This is a genomic window from Micromonospora sp. AMSO31t (genome assembly GCF_008868175.1).
Classification (GTDB): Bacteria; Actinomycetota; Actinomycetes; order Mycobacteriales; family Micromonosporaceae; genus Micromonospora.
The window spans coordinates 1-13745 of the sequence record NZ_WBKT01000155.1 but is presented as its reverse complement, the minus strand read 5'-3'; the positions used below and the strand labels follow the sequence as shown (position 1 = coordinate 13745).

At 75.4% G+C, this 13745-nt stretch carries 17 protein-coding genes; 7 read left to right on the top strand and 10 right to left on the bottom strand.

Going from position 1 to position 13745, the window contains the following annotated elements; all coding sequences use genetic code 11:
* The 3 genes from F8274_RS25230 to F8274_RS25220 all read right to left on the bottom strand — a co-directional run.
* Positions 1 to 202, bottom strand: a 202-nt coding sequence (locus F8274_RS25230; RefSeq protein ID WP_151464852.1) for a hypothetical protein, incomplete at its 3' end; no start/stop codon positions are given.
* Between the two features lie 45 nt (positions 203 to 247).
* Entirely contained in the window at positions 248 to 1759 is a 1512-nt protein-coding gene (locus F8274_RS25225; protein ID WP_151464851.1) for an ATP-binding protein, read from the bottom strand.
* On the bottom strand, positions 1737 to 2477 hold the full coding sequence (locus tag F8274_RS25220) for a response regulator transcription factor (RefSeq protein ID WP_151464855.1): 741 nt from the start codon (positions 2475 to 2477) through the stop codon (positions 1737 to 1739). Before F8274_RS25220 ends, F8274_RS25225 begins: the two co-directional genes overlap by 23 nt.
* A gap of 183 nt (positions 2478 to 2660) precedes the next feature.
* On the opposite strand from F8274_RS25220, the gene F8274_RS25215 reads away from it, so the two are divergent.
* Positions 2661 to 3614, top strand: a complete 954-nt coding sequence (locus F8274_RS25215) for an SDR family oxidoreductase (protein ID WP_151464850.1) — start codon at positions 2661 to 2663, stop codon at positions 3612 to 3614.
* Complete coding sequence (locus tag F8274_RS25210) at positions 3611 to 4405, top strand: alpha/beta fold hydrolase (protein WP_151464849.1); 795 nt, start codon at positions 3611 to 3613, stop codon at positions 4403 to 4405. Before F8274_RS25215 ends, F8274_RS25210 begins: the two co-directional genes overlap by 4 nt.
* 6 nt (positions 4406 to 4411) lie before the next feature.
* Here the strand turns inward: F8274_RS25210 and F8274_RS25205 are convergent, their stop codons facing one another.
* Positions 4412 to 4636 carry a hypothetical protein gene (locus F8274_RS25205; protein ID WP_151464848.1) on the bottom strand — a complete coding sequence of 75 codons (225 nt, stop codon included), beginning with the start codon at positions 4634 to 4636 and terminating at the stop codon, positions 4412 to 4414.
* 151 nt (positions 4637 to 4787) lie between these two features.
* On the opposite strand from F8274_RS25205, the gene F8274_RS25200 reads away from it, so the two are divergent.
* Positions 4788 to 5735 carry a serine/threonine-protein kinase gene (locus tag F8274_RS25200; RefSeq protein WP_151464847.1) on the top strand — a complete coding sequence of 316 codons (948 nt, stop codon included), beginning with the start codon at positions 4788 to 4790 and terminating at the stop codon, positions 5733 to 5735.
* A 74-nt stretch (positions 5736 to 5809) separates the two neighbouring features.
* Positions 5810 to 6238: an OsmC family protein gene (locus tag F8274_RS25195; RefSeq protein ID WP_151464846.1), complete on the top strand. Its 429-nt coding sequence runs from the start codon at positions 5810 to 5812 to the stop codon at positions 6236 to 6238.
* Between the two features lie 4 nt (positions 6239 to 6242).
* Here F8274_RS25195 and F8274_RS25190 read toward each other — a convergent pair whose 3' ends face one another.
* The gene (locus tag F8274_RS25190) at positions 6243 to 7193 is read right to left on the bottom strand and encodes an endonuclease/exonuclease/phosphatase family protein (RefSeq protein WP_225853964.1); all 951 of its coding nucleotides are present in this window, start codon (positions 7191 to 7193) and stop codon (positions 6243 to 6245) included.
* Positions 7194 to 7523: 330 nt separating this feature from the next.
* Here F8274_RS25190 and F8274_RS25185 point away from each other — a divergent pair, with 330 nt between their 5' ends.
* Positions 7524 to 8366: a hypothetical protein gene (locus F8274_RS25185; RefSeq protein ID WP_225853963.1), complete on the top strand. Its 843-nt coding sequence runs from the start codon at positions 7524 to 7526 to the stop codon at positions 8364 to 8366.
* Positions 8367 to 8373: 7 nt separating this feature from the next.
* Here F8274_RS25185 and F8274_RS25180 read toward each other — a convergent pair whose 3' ends face one another.
* The 5 genes from F8274_RS25180 to F8274_RS25160 form a co-directional block, all read right to left on the bottom strand.
* The gene (locus F8274_RS25180; RefSeq protein ID WP_151464845.1) at positions 8374 to 8862 is read right to left on the bottom strand and encodes an ATPase; all 489 of its coding nucleotides are present in this window, start codon (positions 8860 to 8862) and stop codon (positions 8374 to 8376) included.
* A 116-nt stretch (positions 8863 to 8978) separates the two neighbouring features.
* A complete protein-coding gene (locus tag F8274_RS25175; protein WP_091266200.1) occupies positions 8979 to 9425 on the bottom strand; it encodes a response regulator in 447 nt (148 codons plus the stop codon).
* 72 nt (positions 9426 to 9497) lie between these two features.
* On the bottom strand, positions 9498 to 9845 hold the full coding sequence (locus F8274_RS25170; protein ID WP_151464844.1) for an STAS domain-containing protein: 348 nt from the start codon (positions 9843 to 9845) through the stop codon (positions 9498 to 9500).
* A gap of 88 nt (positions 9846 to 9933) precedes the next feature.
* A complete protein-coding gene (locus F8274_RS25165; protein WP_255474584.1) occupies positions 9934 to 10890 on the bottom strand; it encodes a B12-binding domain-containing protein in 957 nt (318 codons plus the stop codon).
* Positions 10891 to 10980: 90 nt separating this feature from the next.
* Positions 10981 to 12729 carry a PP2C family protein-serine/threonine phosphatase gene (locus F8274_RS25160; RefSeq protein WP_151464842.1) on the bottom strand — a complete coding sequence of 583 codons (1749 nt, stop codon included), beginning with the start codon at positions 12727 to 12729 and terminating at the stop codon, positions 10981 to 10983.
* Positions 12730 to 12986: 257 nt separating this feature from the next.
* On the opposite strand from F8274_RS25160, the gene F8274_RS25155 reads away from it, so the two are divergent.
* Positions 12987 to 13319, top strand: a complete 333-nt coding sequence (locus F8274_RS25155; RefSeq protein WP_151464841.1) for an STAS domain-containing protein — start codon at positions 12987 to 12989, stop codon at positions 13317 to 13319.
* 46 nt (positions 13320 to 13365) lie between these two features.
* Entirely contained in the window at positions 13366 to 13713 is a 348-nt protein-coding gene (locus F8274_RS25150) for an STAS domain-containing protein (RefSeq protein ID WP_151464840.1), read from the top strand.
* Positions 13714 to 13745: the final 32 nt, after the last annotated feature.

The following is a 13745-nucleotide window of genomic DNA, read 5'->3' as shown; positions in this document are numbered from 1 at the left end:
CCCCCAGGCCCCAGAGGTAGAGCAACGCGGTGGCCAGCAGCAGGCCGAGCAGGGCCGGGCGCGCCCAGCGCGGGTCGCGACGGGCCGGCTCGGCCGGCGGTGGCGCCGGGATCCGGACCGGTTCCGGGGCGGGCGCGGGCACCGGGTCGGTCGCGGGCGACCCGGCCGTGGGCGCGGTCAGCAGGCTCTCTGTTCTGTCCATGCCGGCAAGCCTCGGGCGGCCCGCTGGCCCGCCCCCGTGCGCGGCCTATGCGTCGGCTGTGGATTCCCGCAGCCGCACCGTGAAGACGGTCCGGCCGGGACGGCTCGCCACCGCGACCTCGCCGTGGTGGGCCTCCACGACGGCGGCCACGATGGCCAGGCCGAGGCCGGTGCTGCCGTGCGCGCGGGAGCGGGAACTGTCGCCGCGGGCGAACCGCTCGAAGACCTCCGGTTGCAGCTCGGCGGGGACGCCCGGGCCGTCGTCGGTGACGCTCAGCTCGACGCCGCCGGCCACCGGCGCGAGCCGGGTGGTCACCGTGGTGCCGGGCGGGGTGTGCACGCGGGCGTTGGCGAGCAGGTTGGCCAGCACCTGGTGCAGCCGGTGGGCGTCGCCGGTGACGCTGACCGGCTCGTCGGGCAGGTCGAGCTGCCAGCGGTGCTCGGGGCCGGCCACGTGCGCGTCGCTGACCGCGTTGACCACCATGGCGGTGAGGTCGACCGGCTCGGCCGCCAGCGGGCGGCCGGAGTCGAGGCGGGCGAGCAGCAGCAGGTCGTCGACGAGGCTGGTCATCCGCGTGCTCTCCGACTCCACCCGGCGCAGGGCGTGCGCCACGTCCGGCGGCACCTCGTCCCGGCCGCGCCGGGCCACCTCGGCGTAACCGCGGATGGCGGCCAGAGGGGTGCGCAGCTCGTGGCTGGCGTCGGCGACGAACTGGCGTACCCGCATCTCGCTGGCCTGCCGGGCGGCGAGCGCGGCGGCGACGTGGCCGAGCATCCGGTTGAGGGCGCCGCCCACCTGCCCGACCTCGGTACGCGGGTCGGTGTCCGCCTCCGGCACCCGCACCGACAGGCCGACCTCGCCCCGGTCCAGCGGCAGCTCGGTGACCCGGGTGGCCGTGGCGGCGACCCGGTTCAGCGGGCGCAGCGCGGCCCGGACGATCAGCGCGCCGAGCCCGCCGGCGACGATCAGCCCGGCGGTGACCAGCCCGGCCTGGGCGACCAGCACCCACATGACCGTGTCGTTCACGCTGGCGAGCGGAACGGCGAACACGAGGACGCTTCCGTCGGGCATCTGATGAGCGACGGCTCGGTAGTCGTCCTGAGCCCCGATGTCCACGGTGCGGGGTCGCCCGTCGGTCGGTTGCCCGGCAACCCCCGCCGCCTGCTCCGCCGGCAACGATTCCACCACCCGGGGGCCGGTCCGGATCTTGGCACATTCGACGTGGCCGTCGTCGACGATCACGGCGACCGAGTCCACCGGGAAGCTGGGCGGTGGTTGCAGCGACTCGCACTCCCCGGCGTCGCCGGGACGCCCGGGCGTCGGCTGGTCCCGGAAGATGTCGGGCACGTTCTCGCGCCGGCGGTCACCGGCGGTGATCTGGTCGTCGACCCGGCCGATGAGGAAGTGCCGCAGGGCGATCGTGGTCAGACCGCCGATGCCGATGCTGACCAGGGCCAGCAGCGCCACCACCGAGAGCACCAGGCGCCGGCGCAGCGACCAGCCGGACAGCCGCCGACGCACCCGCCCGCCCCGGTCACTCCGCGGGCTTGAGGACATAGCCCGCCCCACGCAAGGTGTGGATCATGGGCTCGCGGCCCGCGTCGATCTTCTTGCGCAGGTACGAGATGTACAGCTCGACCACGTTGGCCTGGCCGCCGAAGTCGTAGTTCCAGACCCGGTCGAGGATCTGCGCCTTGCTCAGCACCCGGCGCGGGTTGCGCATGAGATAGCGCAGCAGCTCGAACTCGGTGGCGGTGAGGGTGATGAGGTCGTCGCCGCGGCGGACCTCGTGGCTGTCCTCGTCGAGGCTGAGGTCGCCGACGGTGAGCACGGCTTCCTCGCGGGCCGCCACCGCGAACCCGGAGCGGCGCAGCAGGGCGCGCAGCCGGGCGATCACCTCTTCGAGGCTGAACGGCTTGGTGACGTAGTCGTCGCCGCCGACGGTGAGCCCGGCGATCCGCTCCTCGACCGCGTCCCGCGCGGTCAGGAAGAGCACCGGCACGGTGGGCGCCTGCTCGCGCAGCCGGCGCAGCACCTGGAAGCCGTCCAGGTCCGGGAGCATGACGTCGAGCACCACGGCGTCGGGCTTGAACTGCCGGGCCGCGCTGATGGCCGCCATCCCGTTGCCGGCGGTGGTCACCTGCCAGCCCTCGTAGCGCAGCGCCATCGAGAGCAGGTCGGTGAGCGTGGGCTCGTCGTCCACCACCAGCACCCGCACCGGTTCGCCGTCCGGTCGGCGCAGCTCGATCCGGCCCTGCGCGGCCTGCCCGTTCATGACCATGCTCCCATCGTGGGCGCACCCGCTGTACCGGGCCTGTCCCGATCCTGTGTACCAGCTGTGCGGGCCCCGCGTCGTGGTCCGCGCGGACCGGAACGGCTGGCCGGGCAGGGCGTCCGAGGCGGGCAGGAGCGCGCCGGCGGCCTTCCCCCGCACGCTACCCGGTGGTAACTTGCCGGCATGTCCATCGACGGTCGTCCGGCCGGCCGGCTCGCCGGCAAGGTCGTGCTGGTGACCGGGGCGGCCCGGGGCATCGGCGAGCACACCGCCCGGCTCGCCGTCGCCCGAGGCGCGCGGCTGGCCCTGGTCGGCCTGGAGCCCGACCGCCTCGCCGCGCTCGCCACCGAGCTGGGTCCCGGCCACGTGTGGTTTCCCGCCGACGTCACCGACCAGGCCGAGCTGGCCGCCGCGGTCGACGGCACGGTCACGCAGCTGGGCGGCATCGACGCCGTGGTGGCGAACGCCGGCGTCGCCAATCGGGGCACCGTCGCCGTCGGCGACGTCGAGGCGCTGGTCCGCACCGTCGAGGTGAACCTGATCGGGGTGCTGCGCACCGCGGCGGCGACCGTGCCGGCGCTCACCGCCCGCCGCGGCTACCTGCTGATCGTCTCCTCCGCCGCCGCGTTCGCGGCGCTGCCCGGGATGGCCGCCTACTGCGCCTCGAAGGCCGGTGTCGAGCACTTCGGCACGGCCATCCGGCTGGAGCTGGCGCACCGTGGGGTGGCCGTGGGCACGGCGCATCCGTCCTGGGTGGACACCGACCTGGTCCGCGAGGCGCGGGCCGACCTGCCGGCGTTCGAGACGGCACTGGCGAAGCTGCCCTGGCCGATGCGGCGGACGACCACCGTGCAGGAGTGCGCGGCGGCCTTCGTGCGGGCGATCGAGCGCCGCAGCCGCCGGGTGTACGTGCCGCGCGCCGTCGCCGGCGTGCAGGCGGTCCGGTCGCTGCTCGTCAGCCCCCTCGCCGACCGGCTGGTCGGGCGGACCGCGAAGGAGATGGTCCCGCTCATCGAGGAGCAGACCCGGGCGCTGGGTCGGGGCTTCGGGGCGAGCACCCCGGAGGTGACGGCGAGCGGGATGAGCGAGCCGGTTCCGCGAGCCCCGCAGTCGCGAACGACGGAGACACGGCCGTGAACCCCGTGGAGCTCGTGTTCGAGCGGCGTGGGGCCGGCGCGCCGCTCGTGCTGCTGCACGGCATCGGTCACCACTGGGCGGCCTGGTCGCCCGTGCTGGACCGGCTCGCCGAGGCGCACGACGTGATCGCCGTCGACCTGCCCGGCTTCGGCCGCTCGCCGGTGCCCGCCACCGGCCTGCCCGCGGACATGCCCGGCCTCGTGGCCGGGATCGTCGAGCTGTTCGCCGCGCTCGGGCTGGACCGCCCGCACGTGGCGGGCAACAGTCTCGGCGGCGCCATCGCCCTGGAGCTCGCCGCCGCCGGGGCGGTCTCCTCCGCCACGGCCCTCGCCCCCGCCGGTTTCTGCACCCCACGCGAGCTGCGCTGGGCGCTCACCGTGCTCAGCCTGCACCGCAACGCGGCCCGGCTGCCGGAGCCGGTGCTGCGGTCGCTGTTCGCCAACCCGGCGCTGCGCACGCTCGCGCTGGGCATGATCCTGGCCCGGCCGAACCGGATGGCGCTGGCCGAGGCCCTCGCCGACGCCCGGGCGCTGCGCGAGGCGCGGGCCTTCCGCGCGGTGGCGCGGGCGGGCCGGGGCTACGCGTTCGCCGGCGCGCCGACCGTGCCGGTGACGGTCGCCTGGGGCACCCGGGACCGGATCCTGCCCTACCGGCAGGCCGCGCTGGCGCGTACCCGGCTGCCGGCGGCCCGGCACCTGGACCTGGCCGGCTGCGGGCACGTGCCGATGCACGACGACCCGGAGCTGGTCGCCTCGGTCATCCTCCACACCACCGGAGCGCGGGCGGCCTGACCGGGTTCACTCGGTGGCGCCGAACGGGTCGGTGCGCACGTACCGCATCGTCCAGTCGCCGCCGTCGTGGTGGTGGTCGCGCTCGTAGAGGTGGTCGGCCTCGCCACCGGGCGGCCGGTCGGGGTGGCGCAGGATCCACCGTGGCGGTGGCGCCCCGTCCGGATCGGCGGGCAGGTCCCGGACCAGGTCGTCGGCGGGTCCGCCGACGAACCGCACGCGCACCAGAGCCACCGGTCACCCTCCGTCTCACCGTCGACACAGACCCCTGCCCGCGAAGCTACCCGCGCCGGGCCCGCCCGGTGGCGGGAATCCCCGGCGGTTTGCCCTGCTCCGGGCCCGGGTAGCGAAACCCGAGGGGACCGGACGAGGCGAGGAGTGGTCGATGAGGACGCTGGGCGGGCGGTACGAGCTCGAACGGCGGGTCGGCATCGGCGGGATGTCCGAGGTGTGGCGGGCGCACGACCTCGTGCTCGACCGGACCGTCGCGGTGAAGCTGATCTCGCCGGGGCTGGACGGGGAGGCCACCTCGGTGGACCGGATCCGGCGGGAGGCCCGCTCGGCGGCCCGGCTCGTGCACCCGAACGTGGCGAGCGTGCACGACTTCGGCACCGCCGCCCTGCCGGACGGCCGGGCGGTGCCCTACATCGTGATGGAGCTGGCCGAGGGCGAGACCCTCGCCGCCCACCTGCGCCGCGGCCGGCTCGACTGGCGGATCGCGGTGCGGGTCTGCGCCGAGGTGAGCGCCGCCCTGGCCGCCGCGCACACGCACGGCATCGTGCACCGGGACGTGAAGCCGGCGAACGTGATCCTCACCCCGGCCGGGGTGAAGGTGCTCGATTTCGGGATCGCCAGCCCGGCCGGCGCACCGGACCACACCCCGGACGGGATCGTGGTCGGCACGCCCGCGTACCTGGCGCCGGAGCAGCTCGACCGGCAGCCCGCCACTCCGGCTGCGGACATGTACGCCCTCGGCGTGCTCCTCTACTACTGCCTGACCGGCCGGCTCCCGTACGCGGCCGACAGCACCACCCAACTGCTCGGCTCGGGCCGGCGCCGGCGGCCGGAGCCGCTGCCCGACATCGACGGGCTGCCGGCCGAGGCGGCCGACCTGTGCCGCGGCTGTCTCGCCGAGGACCCGGCGGCCCGGCCGAGCAGCCTGATGGCCGCGCTGCTCCTCGCCGAGGTGGTGGACGCCCGGGTCTACGTGCCCATGGTCGCGCCGGCGCCCCGCCAGCGCAGCGCCGCGGTGTCGGCATGGACCGACCAGGCGGCGGCCGAGGCGACCGAGGCGATCGCCGTCGACGCGCAGCCGACCGGCCGGGCTCGCTGACGCCTGCCTGCTCAGGCACGGTTTCGCCGGCCGGGGGCCGGGTAGCCGGGCGGGTGAGTGACGGGAGGAACGCGATGCCGGATCCGAGTTCCTGGCTGGCCGAGACGGCCACGGCGACCGCCGCGGGCGGTCACGTACGCACCGACGACGGCGGTCTCTCCTCCGCCCTGGCGTCCCCGCTGGCGCCGCACTGCACCGGCCTGACGCCCGAGCAGCTCCTGGCCGCCGCGTTCGCTTCCTGCCTGCACCACGCGGCGGTGGAGGCGGCCGGTGAGATCACCGACGAGGCGCACACCGTCGAGGTGACCGCGGAGGCGAAGCTGGGCCGCGACGACGACGGCCGCTACCGCGCCGACGTGCACGCCGAGATCTCCTCGGCCGGTCTCACCCGGGAGCAGTTGGCCGACCTGGTCGCGCACGCCGATCGGCTCTGGCCGTTCTCCAGCGGCGACAACAGCCGGCACCGGTTGACCGTCACCCCGGCGGAGAACGGCCGGCACTGACCGCTCACCAGCGGAAACCGGCGGTCACCGCGCGGTGGTCGCTGTCCGGGGTGTGCAGCACCCCGGCCGCGGTGGGGGTGAGCCCCCGGTAAAGGACGTGATCGGGGCGGGTCACCGGCAGCTCCGCCGGCCAGGTGAAGCCGAAGCCCTGCCCCGCCTCGGCCTGGGCGTCGCCGAGCAGGCGGGTGAGGGGCCCGAAGACCCGGTCGGTGGTGGCGGTGTTCAAGTCGCCGAGCACGACCAGCCGCGGTGCGTCGTCGGTCCGGACGGTCGCGGCGAGGGCGGCGAGGGTCTCGTCCCGGGTGGCGGTGTGCCCGGCCCGGGCCGAGCCGAGGTGGACCACGTAGACCGCCAGGTCGCCTTCCGGGGTGCCGACCACGGCCCGCAGCGCGCGGTCCCAGCCGAGGCCGGTGTCCACGCCGTGCGCCTCGCGGATGGGCCAGCGGCTCCACAGCGCGACCGTGGAGACCGTGGCCCGGTGCGGGTAGCGCCCGCCCAGAGCGGCGGCGACCCGTTCGCCGTCGTCGACCTCCTGCAGCCCGATGAGGTCCGGGGCGGCGTCGGCGAGGGCGTGGACCGTGGCGGCCGGGTCGGGGTTGCCGGAGCGCAGGTTCTGGCTGGCCACCCGCAGCGAGGGGGTGCCCGCGCCGGCGGCCGGCGGCAGCCAGGCGCCGCCGTAGAGCGCCGCCCAGACGAGCGCCGGCAGCAGGACCACGAGCAGGGCCCGGCGGGACCGGCGCAGCAGCGCCGCGAGGGCGAGGACGGGTACGCCGAGCCCGAGCAGCGGGGTGGCGCTGTCCACCAGGCTGCCGAGCCCGTGGACGTTGGGTACCGCCCGGTGGCCGACGATGAGCAGGGCGAGCAGGACGGCGCACAGGCCCACGACGAGGCCCCGCCGGCCCTGGCGGCCGGCGGGTTCGCCGGCGGCCCGCTCATCGACCATCTGCTCCGTCACCGTCCGCATCGTATCGAGCGGCGGGACCTCCGGTGGCGGCGATCCGGACACCGGGTGTCCCCGGCGCCTGGGCTTTCCGGCCCAGGCGCGTACGCCCAGGTGACGGGCGTATCCCTCCCCCGAAAGGAGGAGGGCGGGCGGAACCGCCGAGAAGAGGATCATGCGCGGGGTCTGTCCGGCGGTTTCGGACATGAACGGAAAATGCGAAAGGCGAGGATGATCGAATTCGTGGTCTACCGAGCGTAATGTGCGGGCCGATCATGGCAAAGTGTGGCGCATGCCACCAATCACCCTGATGGCAAGCGCCGGGAAGCTTTCTAGCCTCGGCGGGTGCATCCCGACCACCCCGATACTCAGCAGCCGACCGAGACGCGACAGGTTCGCCGTACGATTGACCCGGCATCAGCCGAACGGAGGATCGGGCGGCACCGGGCCCCGGAGCCGGCCCGCCGCGGACCGGTCCGCTCCACCCCCGCCCGGGTCGCCGTCGCCACCGGCGTCACCTGCTGCCTCGGTCTGATCGGCGTCGTCGGCGCGCGGGAGCCCGGGCAGCGGCACGAGCCGGTCCAGCAGGCGCTCGCCGACCGGGCCGCCGCGGCCGACGAGCAGCGGGCGTCCCGGGACTTCGAGCGCGCCGCCCCGCCGGTCGCCGTGCCGGTCACCCCGATCCCGGTCGCCACACCGAGCCCCACGCCCACCCGGAAGAAGGCGCCGAAGAAGCCGGTCCGGCCCAAGCACCCCCGGCCCGTGGCCGGGCTGGACCAGCAGCAGATGGACAACGCCAAGGCGATCGTCGACGCCGGCCTGGCCATGAAGATGCCGCGCCGGGCGCTCGTGGTGGCCGTGGCCACCGCCATGCAGGAGAGCAACCTCTACAACCTGGCCAGCGACGTGCTCCCCGAGTCGTTCGACTACCCGCACCAGGGCAGCGGCTCCGACCACGACTCGATCGGCCTGTTCCAGCAGCGGCCCAGCAGCGGCTGGGGCACGGTCGCCGAGATCATGCGCCCGGCGTACGCGGCCCGCGCCTTCTTCAGCGCGCTCAAGGAGGTGCCCGGCTGGACCGAGCTGAGCCTCACAGCGGCGGCCCAGGCGGTGCAGGTCTCCGCCTTCCCCGACGCCTACGCGCAGCACGAGAAGCGGGCCACCACGGTCGTGGCGGCGCTGGTCTGAGAGGCGCTCAGGCGGCGCTGCGCTCGGCGGCGCCGCCCGTCGGCACGCCCGCCGCTGCGGTCGGCGTGTCCGGGGGCACCGTGTCGCCGCGCGCCCCGGCCAGGATCTCGTCGACGCGGGCCTCCCGCCGGCGGCGGGCCAGCAGCGCCGCCTCGAAGTCCCGGCGCGCCCGGACCGCCTCGGCGTACGCCTGCTCGCGTACCTGCCGGGCCTCCTCCCGGGCCGCCTCCAGCTCGCTGCGGGCCTCGGCCAGCAGCGTGGCGGCCGCCCGCTCGGCGGCCGTCCCGGCGGCCTCCTCGCCGTCCACGACGGCGGTCCGGCGGCGCAGGAAGTCGCAGAGGTGGGTGGCGTCCTCGCGGACCTGGTCCCACTCGCGGCCGGCGCCGGCGGCGCTCTCCGCGCGGGCGGCGAGCCGGACCAACCGGATTCCCAGCTCGTCCAGGCAGGAGTCCACCTGCCGCTGGTCGTAACCGGTCTCGACCACGGAGAACCTCATCTGTGTCGCCCCCCAGGCAGCTGGTGTCACGTCCCCACCTGATCCTGGGCGGCCGGCGGCCACGGCCGCGGCGGTTCCCGCAAAATGTTCAGCATCCGGACGCCCGGACGAAGGGCTCAGGGGTGCTTGGGGAGCACGACCACGCGGCCGAAGAACTCGTCGATGCGGCGCACCACGTCGTTGAAGTCGTCCAGGTCGATGGGCTTCGTCACGTACGCGTTGGCCTGGAGCGTGTAGCTGCCGAGGATGTCGGTGTCGGCGTTGGAGGTGGTGAGCACGACGATCGGGATGGTGCGGAGGTCCTCGTCCCGCTTGACCTCACCGAGCACCTGACGCCCGTCCATGCGCGGCATGTTCAGGTCGAGCAGGATGACGTCGGGGCGCCGGGCCTCGGTGTGCCGGCCCTCGCGGCGGAGGAACTCCATCGCCTCCTGGCCGTCGTTGACCACGTCGATGACCTTCTCGACGTCCGAGTCCTCGAGGGCTTCCTCGATCATCAGGACGTCACCGGGGTCGTCGTCCACCACCAGGATGCGAACGGGGCTCGGGGTGCCATGACCCATGGGACTACCTGCTTCGTCTCGGGAGGCGGACGCCGACGGTGAGGTCGGCGGCTGGCGGGGAAATCTATCCGATCAGGAGGCGGCCGGCGTGGCCGGGTCGGCCACACCCGCCTCATGGCTCAACACCTCGGCCAGCCCGGTCACCTGGAGCACCCGGGCCACCCGCCCGGTCGCCCCGGTGATCCGCAACCAACCGCCCGCGGCGGTGACGAGGTTGTCGCCGCGGACGAACGCGGCGATGCCGGTGGAGTCGCAGAAGGTCAGCTCGGCGAGGTCCAGCAACAGCTCACGGTGCCCCTCGGCGGCCAGCCGGTCGATGGCGGCGTTGAGCTCCGGCGCGGTGGCCAGGTCGAGCTCGCCCGCGAGCCGGAGGCAGGCGGGGCCGCCGTCCCGCCGGCCGTACGTGACGGTGAACGTCACCGTGGCCCCTCCTCGCTCCCACCGCAGGCCGATGCTTGCAGTGCGGCAAGTATACGCAGGGCTCCCCGGCGCGCCCGCACCCCGACGGTCAACGCCCCGGCGCGCCGGACAGCTCGCCGACCAGCGCGCGGGCCCGGTCCAGGAACCGGCCGGCCCGGGGGAAGTCGCGCAGCCGCTGTCCATAGTGGTCGAGGGTCAGCCCGACCGCGCCCGCCGGAACCCGGCGGCTGACCAGGATCGCCACCAACCACTCGACGAACTCGGTGAAGAGGGTCTCGTCGTCGACGTAGAGCGCGGCGGCCAGGAAATCGACGATGTAGCCGAGATCGCTGACGGTCGAGTCCAGCTGGGCCGGGGTGTAGTCGCGCACCCCGGGCACCCGCTCGCGCAGGTCGGCCAGGGCGCTGTCGATCAGCTCACCGCGCCGCTTGGCCAGGCTCGCGTACTCGTCGTCGGCGAGGTGGTCGAGCCGGGCCGGCGGCACCGCCCGCAGCGCCCGCTCGTCGGCGACCAGGCTCGCCGCGGTCGGCGCGTCCGGCGCCCACGGCACGCCGAGCACCCGGGCCCAGCGCCCGTCGCTCCCGAAGCCGCGCCCGCCCACCACCACCGGCACGTCGGAGCGGCGGCACGCCTCGATCATGCGATGGGCGTGCGGCAACCGCATCGGCAGCGCGCAGGCGAGAGCCACCGCGTGCGCGTCGTAGCGGTGCAGGTAGGACACCAGGTGCGCGGCGGGCACGCTGGCCCCGAGGAAGGTGATCTGCCAGCCGCGCAGCCGCAGCACCTCGGCCACCAGCCGGGCCGGCAAGGCGTGCCACTCGCCGTCCATGCAGGCGACCACGATCCGGCCGCGGGTCGGCCGGGGATTCGCGTACGCGGCGACGGCCGCCACCACCCGCTCGCTGATGTGGGTGGCGGCATGCTCCTGGGCCACGCTCCACTCGTCGCGCGCCCACCGCTCCCCCACCTCGGCCTGCGCCGGGGCGACCAGGTCCAGCAGCACCCGCTCCGCCGGCACGCCGGACTCCAGCAGCCCGAGGGCCACCTCGACCGCGGCGTGCTCGTCGGCCTCCGCCAGGCACTCCAGATAGCCGGGGAAAGGCGTGAGCCGGGTCGGCCTCGGTGGTCGTCGCGGTCACGCCTCGGTCTCCCTCGTTCGGTCGGCGCCGGTCGGGCCGGGCACCGCGTGCAGGTGGCGGCCGGGACGGACCGGGCCGGTCGCCCGCAACGCGAGCACGGCAATGTCGTCGTGGTCGCCGTGGCCGAGCCAGTCGCAGGTCACCTGCTCGATCCGCTCGGCCAGCGCCGGGGCCGGCATCCGGTGGCAGCCGGTCACGGCGTGCACCAGCCGCTCGGCCCCGAACTGCTCGTCACCCCGCCGGCCATCGCGCGCCTCGGTCACCCCGTCGCTGTAGAGCAGGCAGGTCTCGCCCGGCGCCAGGTGCACGGTCACCTCGCCGATCCGGGGATCCGGCACCACACCGATCAGCATCCCGCTCAGCGGCACCACCTCGACCTCGCCGGAGGCCCGCAGCACCAGGGGCGGGAGGTGGCCGCCGCCGGCCATGGTCAGGGTGAGGCCGCCGTCGCGGTGCGGGCGCACCACGCCCAGCACCATGGTGGCGAACCGGCCCTGCCCGTGCGCCTGGGTGGTCTCCAGCAACGCGTCGTTGAGCAGCTTCAGCAGCCGGCCCGGCTGCGACTCGACCCGGTGCAGCGCGTGCAGGCACTGGCGGAGCTGGCCGGTGAACACGGCCGCCTCGACACCCTTGCCGGAGACGTCGCCGAGGAAGAAGACGGAGCCGCCGTCGACGAGCCGGTGCGAGCCGTAGAAGTCCCCGCCGATCCGCAGCCCCGCCTGCGCCGGCCGGTAGGCGGTCCCCCACTGCACGCCGGGGGCGGCCGCCGGCTCGACGGGCAGGAGGCTGGCCTGGAGGGTGTCGGCGACCTCGGCCTGGTCGCGGTAGAGCAGCGCGGTGGTGAGCGCGGCACCGGCCCGGGCCGCGAACGCGCGGACCAGGTCGAGGTCGGCGTCGTCGTACCAGCGGCTGGCCCGGCGGGCGACCAGCAGCACCCCGGCCGGGGCTTCCCGGCCGGGCAACGGCACCACCCGCGCCGTGGCGCCGGCCGCGTCGAGACCGGGCAGCCAGCCCGCCTCGACGGCCTGCTCCACCAGCCAGTCCAGGGCGTGCGGCTCCACGCCGCCGAGTCCCTCCCCGATCGCCGACGGCAGCGCCGCGGCGGCGAGCACGCCGCTGTCCACGGCGGGCGCCTCGTCGTCCGCGCGCACCGCCCGCCACCAGCGGGCCCGGCCGGCGCGCGGGGTCAGCACCAGCACGGCGACATCGGCCACGGTCGGCACGGCCAGCCGGACCACCGCGGCGGCGGCGCGGTCGGGATGCAGCGGGTTGCCGAGCTTCTCGCCGACCACGGCGAGGAACGCCGAGCGGGCCCGCTCGGCGAGCAGCGCGTCGGCCCGGCTCACGCTCTCGGTGACGTCCTCGACGTACCAGCAGCGCCGGCCGGCGGAGAGCCCGACGCCCCGCAGGCGCAGCCGCCGGCCGTGATGGGTGAACTCGCCCGGGTCGTCGGCGCGCAGGGCGGGCACGCCGGCCGCGGCGAGCACCTGGCCGGGTACCACCTCGGGGAGCAGCCGCTCGGCGACCGGGCTGAGGTGGCGCACCACCCCGTCGGCGTCGCAGACGATGAGACCCTCGCGGAAGTGCTCCACCACCTCCGACCAGTCGGGGGTGGCCGGGCCGCGGTCCGGGGCCAGGGGCGGCAGGGCCGGCGCGGCGGGCGACCACGGACGAGCCCGTCTGGCACCTGGCGTGGAGATCCGTCCGTCGCCCGGGTCAGCGCCCCTGACGTCGGCAGCAGTCACCAGCTGAGCCCCACTCCTGTCGATACCCACGGTCCGCGCGAAACGGCGCGTATGGTCAAATCTCTCCACCCACCCTACGCCGGTGTGCCGGTACCGCCACCCCACCGCTCGTGCCCCCCGGCCTGCGGACGCGCCACCCGGCGGGGCGGTCGCGGGGTTGTTACGATCCGGACGACCCGGCCCGACCGGCAGCCGCGAAAGGCGTGATGGTGGCACCCCGACGGAGAACGCCCGAGGCGACAAAACTGCGCATCTCCGTGGACCGCTCCGACCCCGCCGCGCCGGCCATCCGGGTCGGCGGTGACCTGGCCTTCACCACGGCCGCCCCGCTGCGCGCCGAGGTCGACCGGCTGCTGGCGGAGATCCCGCGGACGCTCGTGCTGGACTTCCGCGACCTGCTCTTCATCGACAGCACCGGCCTGTCGGTGATCGTGCATGCCTGGCGGGACGGCCAGCAGGGTGGCACGTCCCTCCAGCTCCGGGAGACGCCCCGCTTCCTGGCGACGATCCTCGACATGACCGGGGTCACCGCCCTGCTGTCCCGGCCGCAGCCCGACCGGCCCACGACCGGGTCGTCCGCCCGTGTCTGAGCGGCCTGGGGTCTTCGGGGCCGGCCCGAGCTGGAAACATGACCGCATGCGCTCGCAGCTGCTGACCATCCAGGTGGACCGGCTCGACGCCGGACGGGCCCGGCTCCGGCTGACCGGCGAGCTGGACTTCGACAGCGCGCCGGACCTCGTCGCCGCCGCCGCCGAGCTGCGCCACGACGGCTGCCAGGAGCTGCTCCTCGACTTCGCCGGGGTGACGCTCTGCGACTCGTCCGGCCTCAGCGCCCTGGTGGTCATCCACCGCGCCGGGGCCGGTGCGGTGCGGCTGGACGCCGTCAAACCGCAGGTGCGGCAGTTGCTCGACCGCACGGGGCTGGCCGAGCTGCTGGCCGTCCCGCCACCCGGGGAGACCGCGGCGACCCGCGACGTCGGCTGACCGGCGAACGGGGGTGGCCCCCGACCCTGGGA

Coding starts and splice junctions, on each gene's coding strand:
- F8274_RS25200 (WP_151464847.1), top strand. CDS start 4,788: ATGAGGACGCTGGGCGGGCGGTACGAGCTCGAACGGCGGGTCGGCATC.
- F8274_RS25150 (WP_151464840.1), top strand. CDS start 13,366: ATGCGCTCGCAGCTGCTGACCATCCAGGTGGACCGGCTCGACGCCGGA.
- F8274_RS25175 (WP_091266200.1), bottom strand. CDS start 9,425: ATGGGTCATGGCACCCCGAGCCCCGTTCGCATCCTGGTGGTGGACGAC.
- F8274_RS25195 (WP_151464846.1), top strand. CDS start 5,810: ATGCCGGATCCGAGTTCCTGGCTGGCCGAGACGGCCACGGCGACCGCC.
- F8274_RS25215 (WP_151464850.1), top strand. CDS start 2,661: ATGTCCATCGACGGTCGTCCGGCCGGCCGGCTCGCCGGCAAGGTCGTG.
- F8274_RS25180 (WP_151464845.1), bottom strand. CDS start 8,862: ATGAGGTTCTCCGTGGTCGAGACCGGTTACGACCAGCGGCAGGTGGAC.
- F8274_RS25220 (WP_151464855.1), bottom strand. CDS start 2,477: ATGAACGGGCAGGCCGCGCAGGGCCGGATCGAGCTGCGCCGACCGGAC.
- F8274_RS25225 (WP_151464851.1), bottom strand. CDS start 1,759: ATGTCCTCAAGCCCGCGGAGTGACCGGGGCGGGCGGGTGCGTCGGCGG.